This window comes from Streptomyces zinciresistens K42 (assembly GCF_000225525.1).
In the GTDB taxonomy this organism is placed as follows: Bacteria; Actinomycetota; Actinomycetes; order Streptomycetales; family Streptomycetaceae; genus Streptomyces; species Streptomyces zinciresistens.
The window spans coordinates 1-18,178 of the sequence record NZ_AGBF01000064.1; the positions used below are offsets into that span (position 1 = coordinate 1).

The window sequence follows — 18,178 nt, forward strand, 5'->3', positions numbered from 1 at the left end:
CGTACGGCGGCACGGGCCGCGGCGGGACCGCCGCCGGGCGGGACCGGTGCGGCGTGGGGGGCGTGAGGGGGCTGGGGAGTGTAGGGGGCGTGGGGTGCGTGTGTGGCTTGTGCGGCGGGGGCGGCCGGTGCGGCGTGGTGGGCGGCCGTGGGCCCCGGGTGGGCCGCAGGGGGCGCCGCGTGGGCGTCCGGGCCGGGCGCGTACCCCATGGCGGGCGTTCCGCCGCCCCCGGAGAAGCTGACGCCCCGCTCCAGCCGGTCGAGCCGGGCCATGACGGAACGCTCGTCCCCGTAGGCGGCCGGAAGCAGCACGCGCGCGCAGATCAGTTCGAGCTGGAGCCGGGGCGAGGTGGCGCCCCGCATCTCGGTCAGCCCCTCGTTGACGAGGTCGGCGGCGCGGCTGAGCTCGGCCGCGCCGAACACGTCGGCCTGGGCGCGCATACGTTCCAGGACGTCGGCGGGCGCGTCGAAGAGGCCCTTCTCGGCGGCGTCCGGCACGGCCGCGAGGATCACCAGGTCCCGCAGGCGCTCCAGCAGGTCGGCGACGAACCGGCGGGGGTCGTTGCCCCCCTCGATGACACAGTCCACGACCTCGAAGGCGGCGGCGCCGTCACCGGTCGCGAACGACTCCACGACGGAGTCCAGGAGCGAGCCGTCGGTGTACCCGAGCAGGGAGGTGGCCATGGCGTACGTCACACCCTCCTCCTTCGCCCCGGCGAGCAACTGGTCCATGACGGACATGGAGTCACGCACGGAGCCCTGGCCGGCACGCACGACGAGGGGCAGCACGCCGTCCTCGACGGGGATCTCCTCGCGGCCGCAGACGTCGGCGAGGTAGTCGCGCAGGGTGCCCGGCGGGACGAGCCGGAAGGGGTAGTGGTGGGTGCGCGAGCGGATGGTCCCGATGACCTTCTCGGGCTCGGTCGTGGCGAAGATGAACTTGAGGTGCTCCGGCGGCTCCTCGACGACCTTCAGCAGCGCGTTGAAGCCGGCCGACGTGACCATGTGGGCCTCGTCGATGATGTAGATCTTGTACCGGCTGCCCGCGGGCCCGAAGAACGCCTTTTCCCGCAGCTCACGGGCGTCGTCCACACCACCGTGGGACGCGGCGTCGATCTCGATGACGTCGATGGACCCCGGTCCGTTGCGCGCGAGGTCCTGGCAGGACTGGCAGGTGCCGCAGGGGGTGGGGGTGGGACCCTGCTCACAGTTCAGACAGCGGGCCAGGATGCGCGCGCTGGTCGTCTTGCCGCAGCCGCGCGGACCACTGAACAGGTACGCGTGATTGACCCGGTTGTTCCGCAGCGCCTGCTGCAGCGGGTCGGTCACATGCTCCTGCCCGATGACCTCGGCGAACGACTCCGGGCGATAGCGGCGGTACAGCGCGAGAGACGACACGCATACGAGGTTATAGGCGCCCACCGACAACGGGCCCCCGCCCGGAAGATCCCCCGGGCACGCAAGCGCCCCCCACGCACCCGCCAGAGCCGACCTACCCTTGCTGCCTTCCGGCCCTGGGGGAGTTCAGTCAGATAGCGCCGCGTGAGGGGCTGCCCAGAGAGTACCCGATGTCAGCGGCCCGGAACGAGTTCGCGAGCACTCCTCCGGGTCATGTAATGTTCCTGGCGGAGGATTCGCCTAGAGGCCTAGGGCGCACGCTTGGAAAGCGTGTTGGGGGCAACCCCTCACGAGTTCGAATCTCGTATCCTCCGCCATTGCTCTCACCGGGCAATACGTCGAAGGGCCCCACCGCAAGGTGGGGCCCTTCGACGTTGCCCTCAGACCCCGTTGTCCTGGTTTTTGTCCACAGCAGGTGTCTCGGGGGTTCCCCAGATGGCTTCGGCGATCTTCCGGGCGACGTCCTTGAGCATGGCGTCCGGCACGTGCAGGTACCTCGCCCGCATGCTTGCGGAGGTGCCCGGCTCCCACCCCATGATCTGATCGATGACCCGGGCCGGGACGCCAAGCAGCATGAGCACCGTGGCGGCCGTGTGCCGGGCATCGTGCAGCCGCGCGTTCCGAACCCCGGCGTCCTCCAACAGCTTCTTCCAGTCGTGATAGTCCGTGTTCGGGCTCAGCGGGCCACCCAGCGGCTTGGTGAACACGTAGTCCGACTCAACCCACAGGTCGCCGGCCGCCTTGCGCTCCCGCGCCTGCGTCTCGCGGTGTGCACGGAGCATGGCCACCAGCGGGCCCGGCAGGGGCACGGCGCGGCGGCCCGCGCGGGACTTCGTGTTCTTGGTCTCCCGCCGGGTCTGCACCTTGGCCGGGCAGTACCCCGCCTTCCGTCCGCACGGCGAGGCTTCCGGGCACCCGTGCTGGTATCGGGGACGCAGACGGTTCCGGCGCAGTTTCAGGTACTCGTTGGCGAGGTCGACGTCAGCCCAGCGGAGTCCGAGCGTCTCGCCTTGCCGGAGTCCGAGCGCGAGGGCGAGCATCCAACGGGCGCTGTTCCGGCGCTTGTTGGCTTCAAGCAACAGGCACTGAACCTCTTCGACGGAGTAGGGCTCTACCTCGGATTCGTCCTCTTCCATCCGTGGCGCCTTCGCCAACGCGGCGGCATTCTTCGCCGCGTAGCCACGCCGTACCGCCTCCCCCAACGCGGTTCGGGCGGTGCGGTGCGCCTGGTGAGCCGTACCGGCCTTGCGCTCCCCGTTCGCCTGCATACGGCGGTACAGGCTTTCCAGGTGCTCGGGCTGCAAGCGGTCAAGGCGGTGCTTGCCGACACCAGGAACGAGGTGCACGCGAACGGCGACCTCGTAGCCGTCGTAGGTGTTCTCGCTGACCGTCGGCTTGGCGATGTTCTCAACCCAGTGCTGAAGCCACTTCTCAACCGTCCACGCCTTGCCCGGCTGTTGTGCCGAACCCGCGTCGCGCTGCTTCTCCAGCTTTTTGACCTCTTCAACCAGGTCGTCGCGCGTCTTGCGCGTGATGTGTCGGCGGTAGGGCTCCCCGTTGTCCTTGTAGCCCATCGGCACTCGGGCGTGCCAACGACCATCCGCCCCCAGGTAGATGGCCGATTCACCGTTGGCGCGGCGGGTGCCCTTCTTCTTTTTCTCTGCCACAGGCAGGCTCCTGATTCTTGGTGTCGGGATGGGGACCGGGGCGGCGGGTTGTCCTTGTCCGGGAGCCGCCGCCCCGGGCGTCGTCAAGCGGCGCGTTGGGCGGTGCGGAGACGGGTCACGTAGGCGGCCGGCGCGTCAGCAGGGACTCGCCGCAGACGGCCGACGGGTACGGACTCAAGCTCTCCGGAACGGATGAGCCCGTAGCACGTGGTCCGGCCGATACGGAGGCGGCGGGCGGCCTCTTCGACGGTGAGGAGAACCAACGTGGCGTCGTCGTCGGTGGGCACCGGGGTTCCGTGGTCGTTCAAGATTCGCTCCCTTGGTGGGTCACGGGTTCACGGGGAGTGCCGCCACAGAAACCACGAAATACACAGAAACCTGGGATCGCGGCTCTGACCTGCGGCGATACTGCGTGGTGGTCGCTGCCACAGAAATCGCCGAAGGTCCCACAGAAATAAGGGGGCAGGCCCGGCGCGGCCGGGTCGGGCTTATTTCTGTGGCTTCTCTGCGGGTTTCTGTGGCAGGGCGCCGTGCGCCCCTGACATGGCTGTCTGCACAGGTCAGGGGCGCGCGGCGGGCATTTCTGTGATTCTGTGGTTTCTGTGGACGGGCTCAGGTGGTCGGGTCGGCCAGCCGGGGGTGTACCAGGTAGCGCGGCGAGGGCGGCCGGCCGCGACCTCCGGTGCGGACGACGGGTTGTGCCCGCACGTAACCGTGGTCTTCCAGCAGGGTCAGCGTCGGGTCCAAGTCCGCAGCGGTGGGGAACTCCGAGCGGGAGAGCTTGACCATCAGGTCGCGCTTACTGATCTCGGTCCACCGGTGGATGCGCAGCGCTTCCAGGACGCTTTGAGCGCGCGCGGTCGTGTTGTCGGCTCCCATGACGTCGAACGCGGCGAGGGCGTGGGCGGTGTAGTACTCCCCCAGCTCGATGGCCGCGCGCATGGTGTCTTCGGTGACCGGGTGGGCGTAGCCGTTGCCGCCGTGTTCGGCGAGGTGCAGCAGCGCGGCCATACGGGCGGTCGCCCCGGCAAGCTTCCCAGCCCAGTTGGAGATATGGCCCAACTTGCCGCCCCGTGCCTTGAGCTGCGGTTCGATGCCCTTCTGATAGGCGATCAGGGCCGCGTCCGCTTCCGGGCTGAGCTGGATGACGGCCGGGTCAGTCCACTCTGCTAGGGACAGGGTGAGGTCGATGACCCGGGCGGTGTAGGTGGCGGCCGTCTCCTCCGGTACCGGGTCGGTGATGATCTCACGGTCACCGACCGTGGACACCGGCAGGGAGTACAGGAATCGGGCCAGCAGCCCCCTGCCCTCGAACCCCTTCACCTTCCCGATGTCCCTCAGCACGCCCGGCTGTACGGCAAGGCCGATGGTCAGCGCGGGAGCGTCGATGTACTCGCGGCGGGTCTGCCGGTTCACCCTCAGCCGGTCCCCGGCATGCCCCTTGAGGAAGACTTCCATGTTGGGGGCCCCGGAGTAGCGGCCGGCGATGATGTCGAAGATGCCGCCCTCCGCGCTCATCACCGACAGCCGGCCGCCCTGTTCGGCCATGAGTGAGGTGACCGTCTCGGGTGTCGAGTCGTCCGCCAGCAGCACCGGTTCGGCCGGGACGGTGAGCGTGTCGGCCGTCTGCGCGAGGCCGACGGCGGTGGCCACCATCTCGTCCCGCTTGTCACCGTCGGCGGACGCGGCCTTGGCAGCGGCCTTGTCCGCCGCTTCCTTGGCCAACCTCGCCGTCAGCTCCGCCTCCACGATCACCGGCTGCACGGCTGTCTTGAGCCGTTTCTCAGCCTCATACAGGGGGGTGGTGAGCAGGGCGAAGACGGCGGACTTGCGGTTGGCGGGCGGGAGCGCCACGACGGTGTACAGGTTGGTGGGCTCACGCCAGTTCCCGCGTACGTGGACCACGGACCGGCCGCCGGCCGCCGTGGCGAGCACGGCGAGGGCGACCGACCCGGCGAGGTCGACGGGGGTCTGTGTCTCTTCCCCGACGGCGGCCACGAACTCCCCCAACCAGGTGGGGAGGACGTGGGCGGGGAACTTGGGGCGCTCACGGCGGCCGGTGAGGGGAATGGGGTCCTCCCACACGTCCGGTGCCGCGTCGTCCTCGCCGTGCGGGTCTTCCAGGGTGGGCAGTCCGGCCCACAGGTCATTGTCCACAGGCTGTGGAGTCATGAGGCGGCCCTCCCATCGGCGGTGGTGGTGTGGGGGCAGACGCCGACGCGGACGCGGGCGGTCAGCCGGATGACGGCCGCACGGCCCCGGGCGCGTTCGTGATGCCCGCAGGCACAGATCCAGTCCGCGACCGGTACGCCCTCGCACTGGATCTGAAGCCCCGGGGTGATACCGGTGACGGTGACCGTCTGCGGGTCAGAACCAACGGCAGAAAGGACGCCCTTGCGGGCGACGCCCTTCGGTTCGCCCACGGTCCGCCGTGGCGGGCGCTGTACGGCGCCCTGAGGGCCGTTCGCACGGGTTCGGGATGCTTTGTTCATGCCGCGCGCTCCACAGCAGTCTCAAGGCCGTTGGCGACCGCGCGGCGCGCGTAAGCCTCCGGGACCCCCACGGAGACGGCGGCCATCACGATCTCCTCACCGATCACCGCGAGTCCACACGGTCCCGGGCACCCGGTGTGCTGAGCGGCGAGGAACCGGGCGACGCCGAACGCCTGTGAGCCGGCGCCGGATTCGGTGCGGGCCCGTACGAGGGTGAGGCCGCGTTCCAGGCCGGTGCGGACGTAGCGCTCGGTGTGGCGGCACCCGGTGGCCACCGAACGGCCCCACGGGGTACGGCCGGGAAGGGAAGAGGCCACCTCCCCCGGGGCGGGGGTGGTGTCTTCCTTCACCACCAGGGCGCGCACGGCCGCCGGGAGAACGGCCATACGGCCGGTTCCGGGTCCCAGCCAACGGGCGTACTGGGTCAGGGACTTGATGTCCATGCCCGGCCGGACCGCATTCGATGACGGCATGGCACCCAGGTAGAGCCAGTGTTCGCCCCGCGTCGTCGGCACGGTGCGGGTGGCGGGCAGGGTTTCGCGGGCCCATGCGACGGCCGCCGCGTTGTCGAGGTCGACCACGGTCAGCCCGGCCCCGCCGGGGTGGTAGGCGACCGCCACCGCCTCACGCCACACCGGCGCCCACAGGGGCGAGGTAAGGGTGTGAGGGTCGGTGGTGGCAGCGGCCCACGCGTGGCACGGCGCGGAGCACCGGCAGGGGCCCGCCGCCTTCATGTTGGGCCGTCCGCCGCACGCGTTTCCCTTGCAGGTGCGGCAGTTGCCGAACGGGACTTTGCCCGCCCGCAGGGGCAGGACCGGGACGCCGGCCGCCGCGAGGGCGAGGGCGACATTCAGGGGTTCGGGCGTCGCGCTCATGCTGCCGCTCCCGACGTCGCCACGGCGGCGAGGTAGGCCCGGCCGATGAACTCGGTGTAGGCGGGCGGGATCGCCTCCGTGAGTTCCTCGCGCACATCGGTCCACGTCATGCCCATGGCCGTCTGGAGTTCCGCCACGGTCGGCTTGCCGCCTCCGTTGCCGTACGCGGCGACGTACGGGCCGTCGTAGAAGCGGCCGTGACGGTAGCCACGGACGCGGCCCCGGTGCGGGACGTGCACCGGCCGTGCGGCCGTCCATCCGCCCAACTCGAAGTTGCGGTGACGGATGACTCCGAGACCGAACATCTCGCCGCACAGCGTCAGGTCCTTGCGGATCTCGGCGCGGCCGTTGGGTTGCTCGATGACGTACGGCAGACCGGTCGCGTCCAAGAGGTCACGGACGGGCGCCACCAGGTCGACGTGGGCGCGGCCCCATCCCTGCGAGGCATTGGTGCCCACGGTCAAGGCGCATCCGTGCTGGCACGGCGGGGACGCGTGCACGAACGCGTACCGGCGGATCTCACCCGACGCGATCAAGTGGGCGAGGTAGGCGAGGGCGTTACCCCGGTGGTAGGGGAAGGGGTAGTTCGGGCGGTCGGCGATGTCGCAGCCGTCCACGTCGAACCCGGCACGGTGGTAGCCCATGGCGGCCCCACCGGCACACGAGAACAGATCCAGCAGACGCGGCCGGGGCACTCGCCCCGAAAGGGTGGCCGGGACCGAGGGGCCCTCGCCGAAAACGCGCAGTTGGGTCATGCTGTAGGTCTCCTGTTCTGAAACGTCGGGATACGGAGACCGAGGGCGGCGGGTTGTCCTTGTCCGGGAGCCGCCGCCCTCGGGCGTAGCTACTGCGGGACGCGGCCGGCGCGGCGGATCAGGCTCGCGATGGTGGCCACGGTGGGGTAGTCCCATCCGGCGATCCAGTCGACGATCCGCCGGTCGTAGGCACCCAGTTCGACGCCCGCGCCCGCGAGTTCGGCGAACAGGGCCTCGCGCTGCGAGGACTCGGGGGAGTAGCCGAACGGGGCGCTGTCGAGTGGGCCCTCAGAGATGGGGTCGTTGTCGCGGTAGGGCATGGGGCTCCCGTCAGAAGGGCGGTTCGTCGCTGTAGCCGCCGGGGCCCCACGGGTCGCGGCCGTTGGTACGGCGACGCAGCCACCGGGGCCGGCGCGGGAGCGGCAGTAGGACCATGCGCCACTCCGTCCAGCAGGGGCAGGGCTCCCACTCGGTACCGGCGTACTCGCCGGTGTGGTCGCCGTAGTCGTGCGGGATGCCGCCCACGCCGTCGCAGTCACGGCAGTCGGGGCGGGGCGTGTCGGTCAGGATCAGGGCGTTGCGGGGCAGCGCGGTGCGCTGGATACGCAGTCGGATCACGGGTGTTGATCTCCCTCTGTCAGCCGTAGAACTTGTTCCGCTTGATGACGGCCTTGCGGATGTTGACCGTCGTCCCGCCCCGGTGGCCGCTCGCGCTGAACACCTGCACGGCGATCCAGCCGCCGAAGATGACGGCGGCGAGGATGACGAGCTGGGTGACCAGGGCGGTCAGGGCGGTGATGAACGCGGTGAGCATGAGCAGTCCGCCGCACACAGCGAGGAACCCCACGCCCCCGAGCGCGATGTTCACCGCCGCTCGCGAGACGGCCGGCTTGACGGCGACCGGTTCGGGCTTGGCGGGCTCGATGGCGTAGCCGGTGACGACGCGGCCGTCGGGCAGGACGACGCTCGCCACGGCCGGGATGGTGCCCGGCTGCACGGGCATGAGCGGGGCGGTGTGCGCGGGGGCGAGGGGCGTGGGGGTGTGGACTTCCACGGCCGCCGTCTCGTGTCCGGCCGGACGGCCGTACGCGGTGGGTTCGTTCATGGTGCTGGTCTCCCTTCCGGGTCAGCGGCCGACGCCGGGCATGGCGTCGGTGAAGGCGGTGACGAGCTGGTTGACGGTGTCGGCCGCGCCGGTGTGGGCGAGGTAGAAGCCGAAGAGCGCGACGGCCACGGCCGCACCAGCGCCCACGGCCTTGAACCGCAGCAACAGCACGACGACGACGGCGAGCAACAGAACGAGCGGGATGGTGAGGGTCACAGAGCCTCCATGGCGGGTCTCAGCGGGTGCCGGCGCGGTAGGTGCGCGCGGCGCGGTTGTAGATCCAGCGGCCGACGCGTATGCGCTTGCCGGTGGCGTCGCAGCGTCGGCAGTCCTTGCCGCGCCGGGTCTTGCCCTTGCGGTCGGTCTTGAAGGCGTGACCCATGCCGTCGCACTTGCGGCAGTCCCCGAACGGGCTCAGCCAGCACTTAACGACATAACCAAGAGTGACGAACAGGAGGAACGCGGTAGCGAGCGCCGCAAGGCTCATCAGGGGCCTCTCAGAGGGGTTGAAGGGCGTTTCCGCAGGTCGGCCGCTACGTGCTAGCGACCTGATCAGAGGCGGTTTGGGTCGCTAGCAGGGTCGCTACCGGTAGCGACGTCCGCCGCTACCGGTAGCACCCTCCGAGCCCTATCCGGCGTCGCGCTTCTGGTTGCGCTCCGTAATCGCGGTGGCGATGTCGTCGCGCTTGATGCCGCGCTTGTTGACCTGTTCGCCGTCGATGCGCCGGCTGATCTGCACGGTGCCGATGCCGTGTGGCTTGAGCGCGGCGGTGAGCGCTTCCGCCTTGGGCTTGGCCTCCAACTCCGCCCACGGCCCGTAGACGTCCGGGCGCAGGTCGGCAAGCCGGTCAACGACCGTTTCGGACCACACCTTGGCCTCGCCCTTGCCGAGCACGGCCGCGACGTCGTCAAGGATCGTCGCGGACGTCTCCGCCGCCGGGACCTCGCCGACAGCGTCACCGGACAGCGTCCCTTCGGCCTCGCGCAGCGCGGCGGCGCGGGTCAGGATGCGGTCGGCGTCGCGGCCGTCGGCGAGGTAGGTGCGCACGATCCCGGAGTCGTCCGACATGCCCTTGAGCAGACCCACGCCCTTGTGGGACTTCAGCAGCTTGGACGCGTCCAAGCCCTCCGAGTACGAGCCCGCACCGAGGATGGTGTCCGACACCTGGTAGGCGCCGACCCGCAGGGCGAACCGGGCCTGATGCTGGTCACGCAGCTCCGAGGGGCACGCCTTGTCGTCCGGCTTCTGCGTCGCGGTCATCACCGAGACGCCGACGGCCGGGGCGACCCGGGCGAGGTAGACCATCAGGGACAGGATCTCCTTGCCGTGTTCGGGGTGGGTCAGGTACTCCTGAACCTCATCCACCACGAACAGCGTCAGCGGCATGTTCAGCTTCTTGTCCCGGCTGATCTCCGGGGTCAGCTTGCCCTCCGGGCAGACGTGCAGCGGCAGTTCGGACAACCGGTGGTAGCGGTCTTCGACGTCCGCCTTCAGCTCGCGTAGCGAGGTGAGCAGGTGCTGAACCGGGTCGAACCCGTTCTTGGGCACGATGCCGAACCCGATGCGGTGTGCGACCAGCGCGAACTTGCGCCAGTCCGGCGACGCCTTGCCGTCGAACACGTACAGCCTGACGTACGGGTCCAGCGCGGCGGCGAGCGCGATCGTGCGGGCGGAGAACGTCTTGCCCTGCCGCGGGACGGCGCCCACCAGCAGCGACAGCCACAGCATGGTGCCCATGACCGGGTTGCCGCGTTCGTCCACGCCCCACGGGAACGGCTTCCAGAAGTCCACCCGCGTCGCCCCCAGCAGCGGCGACTTGCCCGACGGGACGGCGAGCGGGTCACGGTCGGCGATCCAGTACGACACCCGCCGCCCACTGGTCTCGTCCTTGTCGAGGAAGAGCTGAGTGGGGGCGATGTCCATACCGGAGGCGAGACGGGCGTGAGCCTTCATCGCGTCCTCGAACGTCTTGCCGTACGGCAGGTCGACCACCACGCGCCACCCGTCGCCGTCCCGGCCGATCGGGCGGGGGAAGGCGATCGTCTGATCCTTGGTGGTCAGCCCGGATGCGTCGTGTGCGCGGATGACGATGTCGGAGGACAGCTTGCGCTTGCGGAACGTCACCTTGGCCATGTCGATCAGCGGCCGGTCCGCCGGCGCACCGGCCACACCGAGGGTGGTGGTCAGGGCGGCCATGGCCAGCATGAGCAGCCACGACGGCGCCATGACGTACAGGGTCAGCGCGGCGGCCAGGCCGACGAAACCGGCGATCGCCGCCACGATCCCCCGCAGCCTCACGCGGTCGTTGCGCTGCCGGGACAGCTTCAAGTACTCCGCCGCGTCCTCGTTCGCCACGGAGGCGAGCCTCAGCGTCTTGCCCTCCGCGTCGAACACCCACCGGCCGATGGCCGTCGACCACCGCCACGCGCCGCGCGGCGAGTACACGCAGATCTTCGGCGTGTACACGAGCGGCAGGCGCACGGCGTGGTAGCCGGCCACGGCGGAGTAGTGCCGGACGGCCCACTTGCGCACCGCGGTGCGCTGGTCAGGCAGCTTCACCCAGTCCGGCAGCACCGGCATACGGGCCTTGTCCTTGGCCTCCATCCATTCCGCGACCGAGGGCGGGTAGACCTCGCGCGGCGGGTCGACCGGGGCCCCCTCGTTCAGGCCGTCGGCCTCCGGGTCGTCGGTGTCGGGGAGTTCGGCCTCCCACTCCCCCGGCTTGACCACACCCTCGCCCGGGGCGGCCGGGTCGGGGTCGGTCTTCTTCTTCAGCGGGAACGGCACGATGGCGGCCGTCGGCTGTTCGGTGCCCTCCGGGTCCCCGGCGGGCGTGAAGGTGGTGGTCTCGGTCACGATGTACGTACTCCTTCGGGAGTCGACGGGCCCGGCCGGCTTGCTGTAGGAGGCGGACGGCCGGGCCCTCTGCACAGGAATGGTGGAGCGTCCGAGCGGCTGATCCCATGCACAAGTGACATGGCGGATCTACATGGGCTTGAGGCGCACAACGTGCTAGGCGGCGCACTGTTCTTCGGGATAGGCGCAGGTCACGCACATGCCGAGGGTGGGTGGGATGACGTATCCGGCATCCCGTCGGCACTCGGGGCAGGTGCGGCGGGCGCGCATCATCGCGTGGTGGGCCCGCCACCGGCCCGGCGTCATCGGCCGGACCGGTTGGGCGAGGTCGACGCGGTACAGGTAGGCGACCAGCGGCGGGCGGCCCCGGCGGCGGGGGCGTTCGAGCTGGGCGGCGACGTCCTGACCGCCGGGGCGCAGGTCGCGGGCGCGCAGCACGCGGCGGGCCCGCCGGGTGAACGCGTCCCGCGTCCACAACCCGGTGAGCGGGTCACGGCGGGCGGTGGTCAGCCGTCCGTGCAGCCACCGGGCGTGCACCGCCCACCCGATGACGGGCGGCACAGCCGGTAAGAGCGCCGCAAGGGTGCTCACGGCGCCACCGCCGTGGTGGCGCGTTCGGCGAGCAGGGCGTCACGCAGCATGCGGGCGTTGGCGGGCGAGGTGCGCAGGGCCCGGCGGATGCCCTCCCCCGTCACCTCAGCGTCCGTCAGCCCGGCCGTCGCCTTCCGCGCTTCCGCCATGAGCTGATCGGGAGTGCGGCGGGTGCGGGTCGACTTGGCGGCGACCGGGACACGGCCCGTCGCCCGACGCGGGGCGGTCGGCGCGGCCGGGACCGAACGGGCGGGCACCAGGGCGATCGGGACCGGCTTCACGACCGGGGCGACGGCGGGCATCGGCTTCATACCGGTGCCCGACTTGCCGAGATCGACCGGCGCCGAGTCGGGCACCGGAAGCCGCGTCAGCACGACCGTGGCCGGGGTCGATACCGGCAGGTCAGAGGTAGACCGTTCTCGACTACTTCCAGACGATTCCTCCGCATTTGCGACCGGAGAGGAATCGAGGACCGCCGTGCCGAACATCGAGGAGAGGGCCGCGTCCGCGCCGTCGGTGATCCGGGTGCGCTGGACGTCCAACAGCCTCGATCCGAGCGCCGCGTCCCCGACCCCGACCTTACGGGCGAGGCGCCACGACGCCCGATCGGACCGCTTCCGCACCCGGCTCACCGGGTGGTGGGCGGCACGGGCCCGGTGGTAGGCGAGCGCCTGCACGATGTCGGCGGTTCGCTGTTCGTGTTCCGCGTCGCGGCCGTCGGTGTGCACCACGATCCGGCGGGCGAGGAACGCCATGCCCTCAGCCGAGACGGACATGCCCATCGGGGTCAGCGCGTAGACGACGGTACGGCCCGGGTCCGGCGCGGCCATGGCGCCCATGACGGCGGCGGCGGCCGGCAGAGCCCACAGCCCGGCCCGTACGACGCGCGGCGAGGACTGTCCCAGCATGGTCAGACCCAGCAGGACCAGGGCGAGCACGGCCGTCGCGCCCTCACCGGCACCGAGCGCACCGAGCGCGGTCCCCGTGCCGTAGGCGTGGCCGATGTTGCTGTAGGTGCCGATACCGCCGACCACGCCCGTGGCGAGCATGGGCACGAACGCGGCCGTCAGCACACCGATCTGAACCCTGGTCAGCGGCTTGCGGGTCTCGTTCATGCCGCTTCCCCCGTCCTCGCCAGGTGGACGCGAACGGAGCGCAGGAACGGCACCGTGCGGGTCAGCGCGTCGGCGTACAGGGCGTCCCAACCGGCGATCTCGTCACCGGCCTCCGCCTCCGCCCGCAGGTCGGCAAGGACGTCACGGGCCGCGTCCTCACGGGCCGCCCGCTCGCCGGCCGTCTCGGACTCCAGCGGGCCCCGGAACAGGTCGATGTCGATACCGAGCGCCAGTTCCGCGAACTCCAAGTCGCCGTGTGCTTCCTGACCGGCGACGAACATGCGCATACGCATGGTGGATCTCTCCTCTGATGCGTCGGGGTAGGGAGACCGGAAGCGGCGCGTTGTCCTTGTCCGGGAGCGCGCCGCACCGGCAATCAGGGCCAACACCGCAGGAAAGCGGCGGGCCAGTGCCCCGGGCGGAATCTGATTCCGCGCCCTCGCGGCTGGTTGCCGGGGCTGTCGAAGTGACTTCGAGGACTTCACCGGATGCCGTCGCCACGGCCGCCCGGTCCCGACCCTCGAACTGTCGGGGCACCCTGTTCGCACTGCTCTGTGCCAGCAGAACGACCACCGACCAGAGCCCCAACGGGACACCGGAAGCGGTCGCCGACGGTCATCACCCGGCCGTCACGGGGGACGGGGTCAAGCCCCGTCAAGCTCACAACACTCTGTTGAGTTCTCAAGGAACCGGCGCTTCCTTTGAACCCCTTTCGAGGGCCCTCCGGGCGCTGCACGGACGGCGTACACACCCCACATCACTGCGTGGCATGTATTACCTACCACTCACGTTGGCAGATGGATTCCGCGCCGTCAACCCGTGGTTTTCGACTCGGACCCGCCGGCCTTCTCGTGCGGTGGTGGTTCAACTGTCGCCAGATGGCGCGGACTTCGGGAGCGTGCACTTGGGGGTGCACTCGTGCACTCCGACGTGCAAACCCTCTGCATCGTGGCCCTGACCTGCGTAGAGTGACGATGAGTCAAGCTGGTACTACGGCCGCTCTCTGGGGGTTCGATGGCAGACCGGAACGCCGGACTGGCCGCGCTCATGCAGGAAGCCGACTTCTCCCACAAGTCCCTTGCTCGCGCGGTGGTCACCGCCGCCGCTCAGTCAGGCGAAGACGTCACCTGTGACCACACGTACGTGACCAGGTGGCTCAAGGGCTCCATCCCGCGCGGCCACATGCCGCAGTTCATTGCCGACGCGATCGGGCGCAAGGTGGGGCGTCGCCTCACGATCGATGACATCGGGATGGGCGACGCGGCAGTGTCCGCCGTGCAGCCTGAGTTGGGGCTTGACTTCGCGGACAGGCCGGAGAGCACGGCCAAGACCGTGGCCGACCTCTGGCGTGCCGACCTTGCCGACGCTGAGACGCTGGTTCGGGCCCTGCCGGATTCTGCGGCTTGGAACACCGCGTCCCTCCGCTGGATCGTGGCCCCTCCGGACGGAGAGCTGACGCGGACGGGCAACCGGGCGGTTGGCGCGGTGGACGTGGACATGGTGCGCTCGACAGCCGACGCGTTCAGCATGCTCGACGGCAAGTTCGGCGGTGGCCATGCCCGGCGGGCGCTGATTCAGTACCTGCACACGGATGTCCGGCCGATGCTCGATGGGAAGTACTCCGACGACGTAGGCAGGCAACTGCACTCAGCCGTGGCGGAAGCGCTCCTACTCGCCGGTTGGATGTCGTACGACAGCGGCCTTCACGGCATCGCTCAGAGGTACCTCATCCAGGCACTACGCATGACGCAAGCGGCCGGTGACAGGCTTCTCGGCGGAAGCATCTTGTCCGCCATGAGCCATCAGGCCACGTTCCTGGGGCGGTACCAGGACGCTGCGACGCTCGCCCGAGCCGCATACACCGGTCCCGGTCCTGCACTGGGGCCGACGATGGCCGCGCAGTTCCGCGCGATGGAGGCACGGGCACTGGCCCGACTCGGGGATGAGCGTGGCTGTGACCTCGCCCTTGCGGAGGCGGAAAGCAAGCTCAACCAGCGGACGGCCGGCAGCGACCCGCCGTACATTGCGTACTTCGATGAAGTGGAGCTTGCCGCCGAGATAGGCCACTGCTTTCGCGACCTGGGGCGTTCCGTCGAAGCTGCGCAGCGAGGTGGGGTCTCCATCTTCGGCGACGGCCTGAACAACCGAAGCGACTTCTTCGCGACGATGGTTCAGGCTGAGACATACATCAATCAAGGGGAGATCGGCTGTGGATTCGATATCGCGCTGAGCGCGCTGCAACTCGGCGAGGGGTTGAAGTCTGCGCGCTGCATTCAGTACGTGCGGGAATTCCAGGGACGCGTCACGGGTGGGATGAGGCGGGCCACGGATTTCCACACATTCGAGGAACAGGCCCGTGGCTTCCGCCTCTGGCAACAGGCATGACGTTTCTAGAACGGCGCCCAGTCCCGACGAGACCCACCCGAGCGTAGGCTTTGCACCCGCTTCTCAACTTCCTCAGCAGCGCGTGGATTGGTGCTGACATTCTGAGAAAGCCATGTGACCATGAGGAGTTCTCGGATGCTCCGCAGAACTGTGTAACCGGACCATTCCCGCACGTCGAACCCATACCCAGCGACGAAATCGGCGTACTCGGCTTCTGTGTGCCAACCAAAGCTGTCGTAGTACATGGCAGTCTGCATGAGATCCCACTCCCGGGGGCCCGTAACGAAACCGTCCAAGTCGATGACCGTCGGAAGACCGGCCGCGTCATGCAGGACGTTCCCCACGTTGAAGTCCCCGTGCAGATGACCCGCCGGAAGCTCGAATCGGAGACGGCCGTACTCAGCCGCCAAATCTTCGGCCATGGACTGGAGAAAAGCGCGGGTAGCGTCCGGAATGACGGCACGTTTCAAACGCTGCGCAACTCTGTCGAAAGGCTCAAGTGACGGGAGCGAAAAGGGCGGCGGCTCCAAATCGTGGAGCCGCCGCAGCAGTGCACCCATTTCTCTCGTACTCGCGTATGAATCTCCGTCGGAGAGACCTTCCCAGAACGTCACCGGGTGGCCCTGAATGACAACCGGCTGTTCGGCCGCCGTGACGAGTCGAGCCGCCGGATATCCCTCGGACGCGAGCCATTCCGCAACAGCCACTTCCCTCCGTACAGAGGGAAGCCGATCGGGACTGCGGCCGACCCGGGAGACGATACGGCCGCCGTCCACACGGAAAACCGCATGGTCGCCGAACCGCAGCATCTCGATTCCGTCCGGGTCCAGGTCCGCGACCTCGCATGCCTTGCGCAAGATGGCGCCCGCCGCGTCAGCGTCAAACTCAGTTCGTTCGGTCGTCGTCATGCCGTCTGAGTCCCCCGTTCGACCGGCAACGCACGTACTTCCCGCCCTCGCGCGGCACCTTTGCCGATGAGCCCTTGACCCTCCATCAGCGCGATGGCGGAACGGACGGCAGTCCGTGACGCACCGAACCGCTCGCACAGTTCCTTCTCCGTCGGGAAGCGGTCGCCGACCCTGACCCCGTCGGCGCGCAACAGGTCGGTCACCTTCTCGACCAACGGCCGGCGGTCGCCAGTCCCCACCACGAACCACCCGGCACCCTGCACCGACTCGATGACACCCTCAGCCCTGAGCGCGGCAAGGGCCCGCTCGATGGTGCTGCGGCTCACGCTGTACTCACTCACGAGTGCCGCCTGAGACGGCAAAGCCTCAGTGATCTTTCCCTTCCTGATCTTCTCGCGGAGCCGTTCCGAGACCTCAAGGTACGTACCTCGCGGACTGCCCTGCGGCACGTGGCCTCCCCTTCCTCTGCCTCGCCGGCGTCCCGGTGGGCGCCTAGCGGATTCAACTTTGCCACGTGCCCCGCGACTGACCGATGGCCTCGCCTCCCCTATTCCGGTCTCGTACTCTCCGCCAGTGCCTCCCCGGGCACGATGAAGAAGGGCCCCACCGCGAGGTGGGGCCCTTCGATGCGCGGACTTCGTGGCGCCCGAAAGCCTAGGGGCGGTTGCCGTCATTCCAGATGTAGACACCGGTCGTGCCCGCGCCGTACCAACTCTCCGGCCCAACCTCGGCTGTGAGAGACGGGTACTCGCTGATGGACTCCCGAACCTCGGCCGGGTCCACTTGCCCATACGGCTGGTTGAAGACCAGGGCGGGCCTGCCGGTGGTCCGGGAAAGCCACGTGGTCGTGTGGTCGTAGAACCCCGGCTTGCCGTGGCATTCCCTCTTGGCGCAGCGGCCCTTGTCGAGCCAGTGAAGCCCGGACTGACACCCCGTGTTGCCGATCTTGAGGTCGTACCGTTCCGCCCAGTCCAGCAGGTCCGCGCGCATCTGGACGTAGATGTTCGGGCCGTAGGGCCAGTGCACGCCGTCGGCGTCGCGGTCGAGCACGCCCCGGGCGCGATCATCCAGAGAGCTGATCAGTTCCTTCTGGTCAGCGCTTTGGCAGCTCCAACACCACCATTGCGCTTCGCCGATCCCGGAGCCGAAGTACAGTCCCTGCCGGGATCGTCCGCATCCCTCGCAGTCATACATGATCTAGCTCCTTCACTTCTCGTCAGGCCCGCTTCGGTGCTGTCGGGAACGGTTCAGACAGCACCGCCCCTCCGGAGGAACCGAAAGGCAGAACCACCTGGCTCCGGGTGGTTCAGAACCAGCCGGAATCACCGTGTATGACCTGGACTTTTGCCTGAACTGCACCCAGTCATGCGCTTATCATCGCGCGGGGCGCGCTTCCGCAGTCCCAGAACCACAGATTTGATCGAGTAGCCGTAGCCAAAGTGGCTCTCTCCGAGCTGCTCGTTGTCCTGGTCTTTGTCCAGTGCATCAACGGCCGCCCCTGTCCGCCGCCGTACGCGAACCCCCTCTGACCTGCTACGCGAACCCCCACGGACGCCCCCGTACGGCCATGCGGACAGTTGGAAAGCGTGTTGGGGGCAACCCCTCACGAGTTCGAATCTCGTATCCTCCGCCATTGCTCTCACCGGGCAATACGTCGAAGGCCCCCACCGCTTGCGGTGGGGGCCTTCGACGTTGAGGGTTGCAGTCGTCACGGTCACCGCCGATCCGACGCCTGCTGCACGCACTGCGGAGATGATCCCCGCGCAACCCCGGACCCGCGTGTTTCCACCACCTGATCCAGAACACCGGTACCAACCCCACTGCCTTCGCGCGCCTCACCCGCGCCTGGCGCCACGGCGGCCCCAGGGGCATCACCGTCGCCGAACCGCCGTACGCCCCCGACCCGGGGGTGACGAGCGCCACCCGCACGGCCCTGAAAGCGGCCCTCGCCGAAATGACCGACTCCCCCACACACCTCAGAGCCTGGCGCAACCGCCTCACCGTCACCCGTCACGGTATCCAAGTACATCA

General features: G+C 69.2%; 19 protein-coding genes, 1 tRNA gene and 1 other RNA gene. 2 read left to right on the plus strand and 19 right to left on the minus strand.

Annotated features, from left to right (window positions below):
- Both SZN_RS18810 and ffs read right to left on the minus strand, forming a co-directional pair.
- Positions 1-1,397, minus strand: a 1,397-nt coding sequence (locus SZN_RS18810) for a DNA polymerase III subunit gamma and tau (protein WP_007497371.1), incomplete at its 3' end; no start/stop codon positions are given.
- A gap of 58 nt (positions 1,398-1,455) precedes the next feature.
- Positions 1,456-1,554: signal recognition particle sRNA small type (gene ffs / locus SZN_RS37920), an RNA gene on the minus strand.
- A gap of 72 nt (positions 1,555-1,626) precedes the next feature.
- On the opposite strand from ffs, the gene SZN_RS18815 reads away from it, so the two are divergent.
- Positions 1,627-1,714 (plus strand) — tRNA-Ser (locus SZN_RS18815).
- Positions 1,715-1,777: 63 nt separating this feature from the next.
- Here the strand turns inward: SZN_RS18815 and SZN_RS18820 are convergent.
- From SZN_RS18820 to SZN_RS18890, 14 genes are all read right to left on the minus strand, one after another.
- Positions 1,778-3,064, minus strand: coding sequence for a tyrosine-type recombinase/integrase (locus SZN_RS18820; protein WP_043731699.1), 1,287 nt, complete (start codon positions 3,062-3,064; stop codon positions 1,778-1,780).
- 83 nt (positions 3,065-3,147) lie between these two features.
- On the minus strand, positions 3,148-3,372 hold the full coding sequence (locus SZN_RS18825; RefSeq protein WP_043731700.1) for a helix-turn-helix domain-containing protein: 225 nt from the start codon (positions 3,370-3,372) through the stop codon (positions 3,148-3,150).
- 304 nt (positions 3,373-3,676) lie between these two features.
- Positions 3,677-5,236 carry a YfjI family protein gene (locus SZN_RS18830; protein WP_244313389.1) on the minus strand — a complete coding sequence of 520 codons (1,560 nt, stop codon included), beginning with the start codon at positions 5,234-5,236 and terminating at the stop codon, positions 3,677-3,679.
- A gap of 316 nt (positions 5,237-5,552) precedes the next feature.
- Positions 5,553-6,431 carry a bifunctional DNA primase/polymerase gene (locus tag SZN_RS18840; protein ID WP_007497379.1) on the minus strand — a complete coding sequence of 293 codons (879 nt, stop codon included), beginning with the start codon at positions 6,429-6,431 and terminating at the stop codon, positions 5,553-5,555.
- Positions 6,428-7,075, minus strand: a complete 648-nt coding sequence (locus SZN_RS18845) for a hypothetical protein (RefSeq protein ID WP_007497381.1) — start codon at positions 7,073-7,075, stop codon at positions 6,428-6,430. Before SZN_RS18845 ends, SZN_RS18840 begins: the two co-directional genes overlap by 4 nt.
- A 200-nt stretch (positions 7,076-7,275) precedes the next feature.
- Positions 7,276-7,506, minus strand: coding sequence for a hypothetical protein (locus SZN_RS18850; protein ID WP_007497383.1), 231 nt, complete (start codon positions 7,504-7,506; stop codon positions 7,276-7,278).
- A 10-nt stretch (positions 7,507-7,516) separates the two neighbouring features.
- The gene (locus SZN_RS18855) at positions 7,517-7,804 is read right to left on the minus strand and encodes a hypothetical protein (RefSeq protein WP_007497385.1); all 288 of its coding nucleotides are present in this window, start codon (positions 7,802-7,804) and stop codon (positions 7,517-7,519) included.
- Positions 7,805-7,823: 19 nt separating this feature from the next.
- Entirely contained in the window at positions 7,824-8,291 is a 468-nt protein-coding gene (locus tag SZN_RS18860) for a hypothetical protein (RefSeq protein WP_007497387.1), read from the minus strand.
- A 21-nt stretch (positions 8,292-8,312) separates the two neighbouring features.
- Positions 8,313-8,507: a hypothetical protein gene (locus SZN_RS18865; RefSeq protein WP_007497389.1), complete on the minus strand. Its 195-nt coding sequence runs from the start codon at positions 8,505-8,507 to the stop codon at positions 8,313-8,315.
- Between the two features lie 19 nt (positions 8,508-8,526).
- Complete coding sequence (locus SZN_RS18870; RefSeq protein ID WP_043731702.1) at positions 8,527-8,778, minus strand: hypothetical protein; 252 nt, start codon at positions 8,776-8,778, stop codon at positions 8,527-8,529.
- Positions 8,779-8,919: 141 nt separating this feature from the next.
- On the minus strand, positions 8,920-11,148 hold the full coding sequence (locus SZN_RS18875; protein WP_007497393.1) for a hypothetical protein: 2,229 nt from the start codon (positions 11,146-11,148) through the stop codon (positions 8,920-8,922).
- 156 nt (positions 11,149-11,304) lie between these two features.
- Positions 11,305-11,625: an RRQRL motif-containing zinc-binding protein gene (locus tag SZN_RS18880; RefSeq protein ID WP_043731718.1), complete on the minus strand. Its 321-nt coding sequence runs from the start codon at positions 11,623-11,625 to the stop codon at positions 11,305-11,307.
- A 110-nt stretch (positions 11,626-11,735) separates the two neighbouring features.
- Positions 11,736-12,854 carry a hypothetical protein gene (locus tag SZN_RS18885; protein ID WP_007497397.1) on the minus strand — a complete coding sequence of 373 codons (1,119 nt, stop codon included), beginning with the start codon at positions 12,852-12,854 and terminating at the stop codon, positions 11,736-11,738.
- Positions 12,851-13,141: a hypothetical protein gene (locus SZN_RS18890; protein WP_007497399.1), complete on the minus strand. Its 291-nt coding sequence runs from the start codon at positions 13,139-13,141 to the stop codon at positions 12,851-12,853. Before SZN_RS18890 ends, SZN_RS18885 begins: the two co-directional genes overlap by 4 nt.
- A 727-nt stretch (positions 13,142-13,868) precedes the next feature.
- On the opposite strand from SZN_RS18890, the gene SZN_RS18895 reads away from it, so the two are divergent.
- Positions 13,869-15,239, plus strand: a complete 1,371-nt coding sequence (locus tag SZN_RS18895; RefSeq protein ID WP_043731705.1) for an NsdA family TPR-like regulatory protein — start codon at positions 13,869-13,871, stop codon at positions 15,237-15,239.
- 5 nt (positions 15,240-15,244) lie between these two features.
- On the opposite strand, the gene SZN_RS18900 is transcribed toward SZN_RS18895, so the two are convergent.
- The 3 genes from SZN_RS18900 to SZN_RS18910 form a co-directional block, all read right to left on the minus strand.
- Positions 15,245-16,147: a phosphotransferase enzyme family protein gene (locus tag SZN_RS18900; protein ID WP_007497403.1), complete on the minus strand. Its 903-nt coding sequence runs from the start codon at positions 16,145-16,147 to the stop codon at positions 15,245-15,247.
- Positions 16,144-16,596 (minus strand): GntR family transcriptional regulator, encoded by a 453-nt coding sequence (locus tag SZN_RS18905; RefSeq protein WP_007497405.1) that lies wholly within the window; start codon positions 16,594-16,596, stop codon positions 16,144-16,146. Before SZN_RS18905 ends, SZN_RS18900 begins: the two co-directional genes overlap by 4 nt.
- A gap of 205 nt (positions 16,597-16,801) precedes the next feature.
- Positions 16,802-17,341: a hypothetical protein gene (locus SZN_RS18910; protein ID WP_007497407.1), complete on the minus strand. Its 540-nt coding sequence runs from the start codon at positions 17,339-17,341 to the stop codon at positions 16,802-16,804.
- Positions 17,342-18,178 lie beyond the last annotated feature (837 nt).

Bases quoted from the DNA above. Each gene is read 5' to 3' on its own strand.
- SZN_RS18830 (WP_244313389.1), bottom strand. From the start codon at position 5,236: ATGACTCCACAGCCTGTGGACAATGACCTGTGGGCCGGACTGCCCACC.
- SZN_RS18840 (WP_007497379.1), bottom strand. From the start codon at position 6,431: ATGAGCGCGACGCCCGAACCCCTGAATGTCGCCCTCGCCCTCGCGGCG.
- SZN_RS18845 (WP_007497381.1), bottom strand. From the start codon at position 7,075: ATGGGCTACCACCGTGCCGGGTTCGACGTGGACGGCTGCGACATCGCC.
- SZN_RS18850 (WP_007497383.1), bottom strand. From the start codon at position 7,506: ATGCCCTACCGCGACAACGACCCCATCTCTGAGGGCCCACTCGACAGC.
- SZN_RS18860 (WP_007497387.1), bottom strand. From the start codon at position 8,291: ATGAACGAACCCACCGCGTACGGCCGTCCGGCCGGACACGAGACGGCG.
- SZN_RS18870 (WP_043731702.1), bottom strand. From the start codon at position 8,778: ATGAGCCTTGCGGCGCTCGCTACCGCGTTCCTCCTGTTCGTCACTCTT.
- SZN_RS18885 (WP_007497397.1), bottom strand. From the start codon at position 12,854: ATGAACGAGACCCGCAAGCCGCTGACCAGGGTTCAGATCGGTGTGCTG.
- SZN_RS18890 (WP_007497399.1), bottom strand. From the start codon at position 13,141: ATGCGCATGTTCGTCGCCGGTCAGGAAGCACACGGCGACTTGGAGTTC.
- SZN_RS18895 (WP_043731705.1), top strand. From the start codon at position 13,869: ATGGCAGACCGGAACGCCGGACTGGCCGCGCTCATGCAGGAAGCCGAC.
- SZN_RS18900 (WP_007497403.1), bottom strand. From the start codon at position 16,147: ATGACGACGACCGAACGAACTGAGTTTGACGCTGACGCGGCGGGCGCC.
- SZN_RS18910 (WP_007497407.1), bottom strand. From the start codon at position 17,341: ATGTATGACTGCGAGGGATGCGGACGATCCCGGCAGGGACTGTACTTC.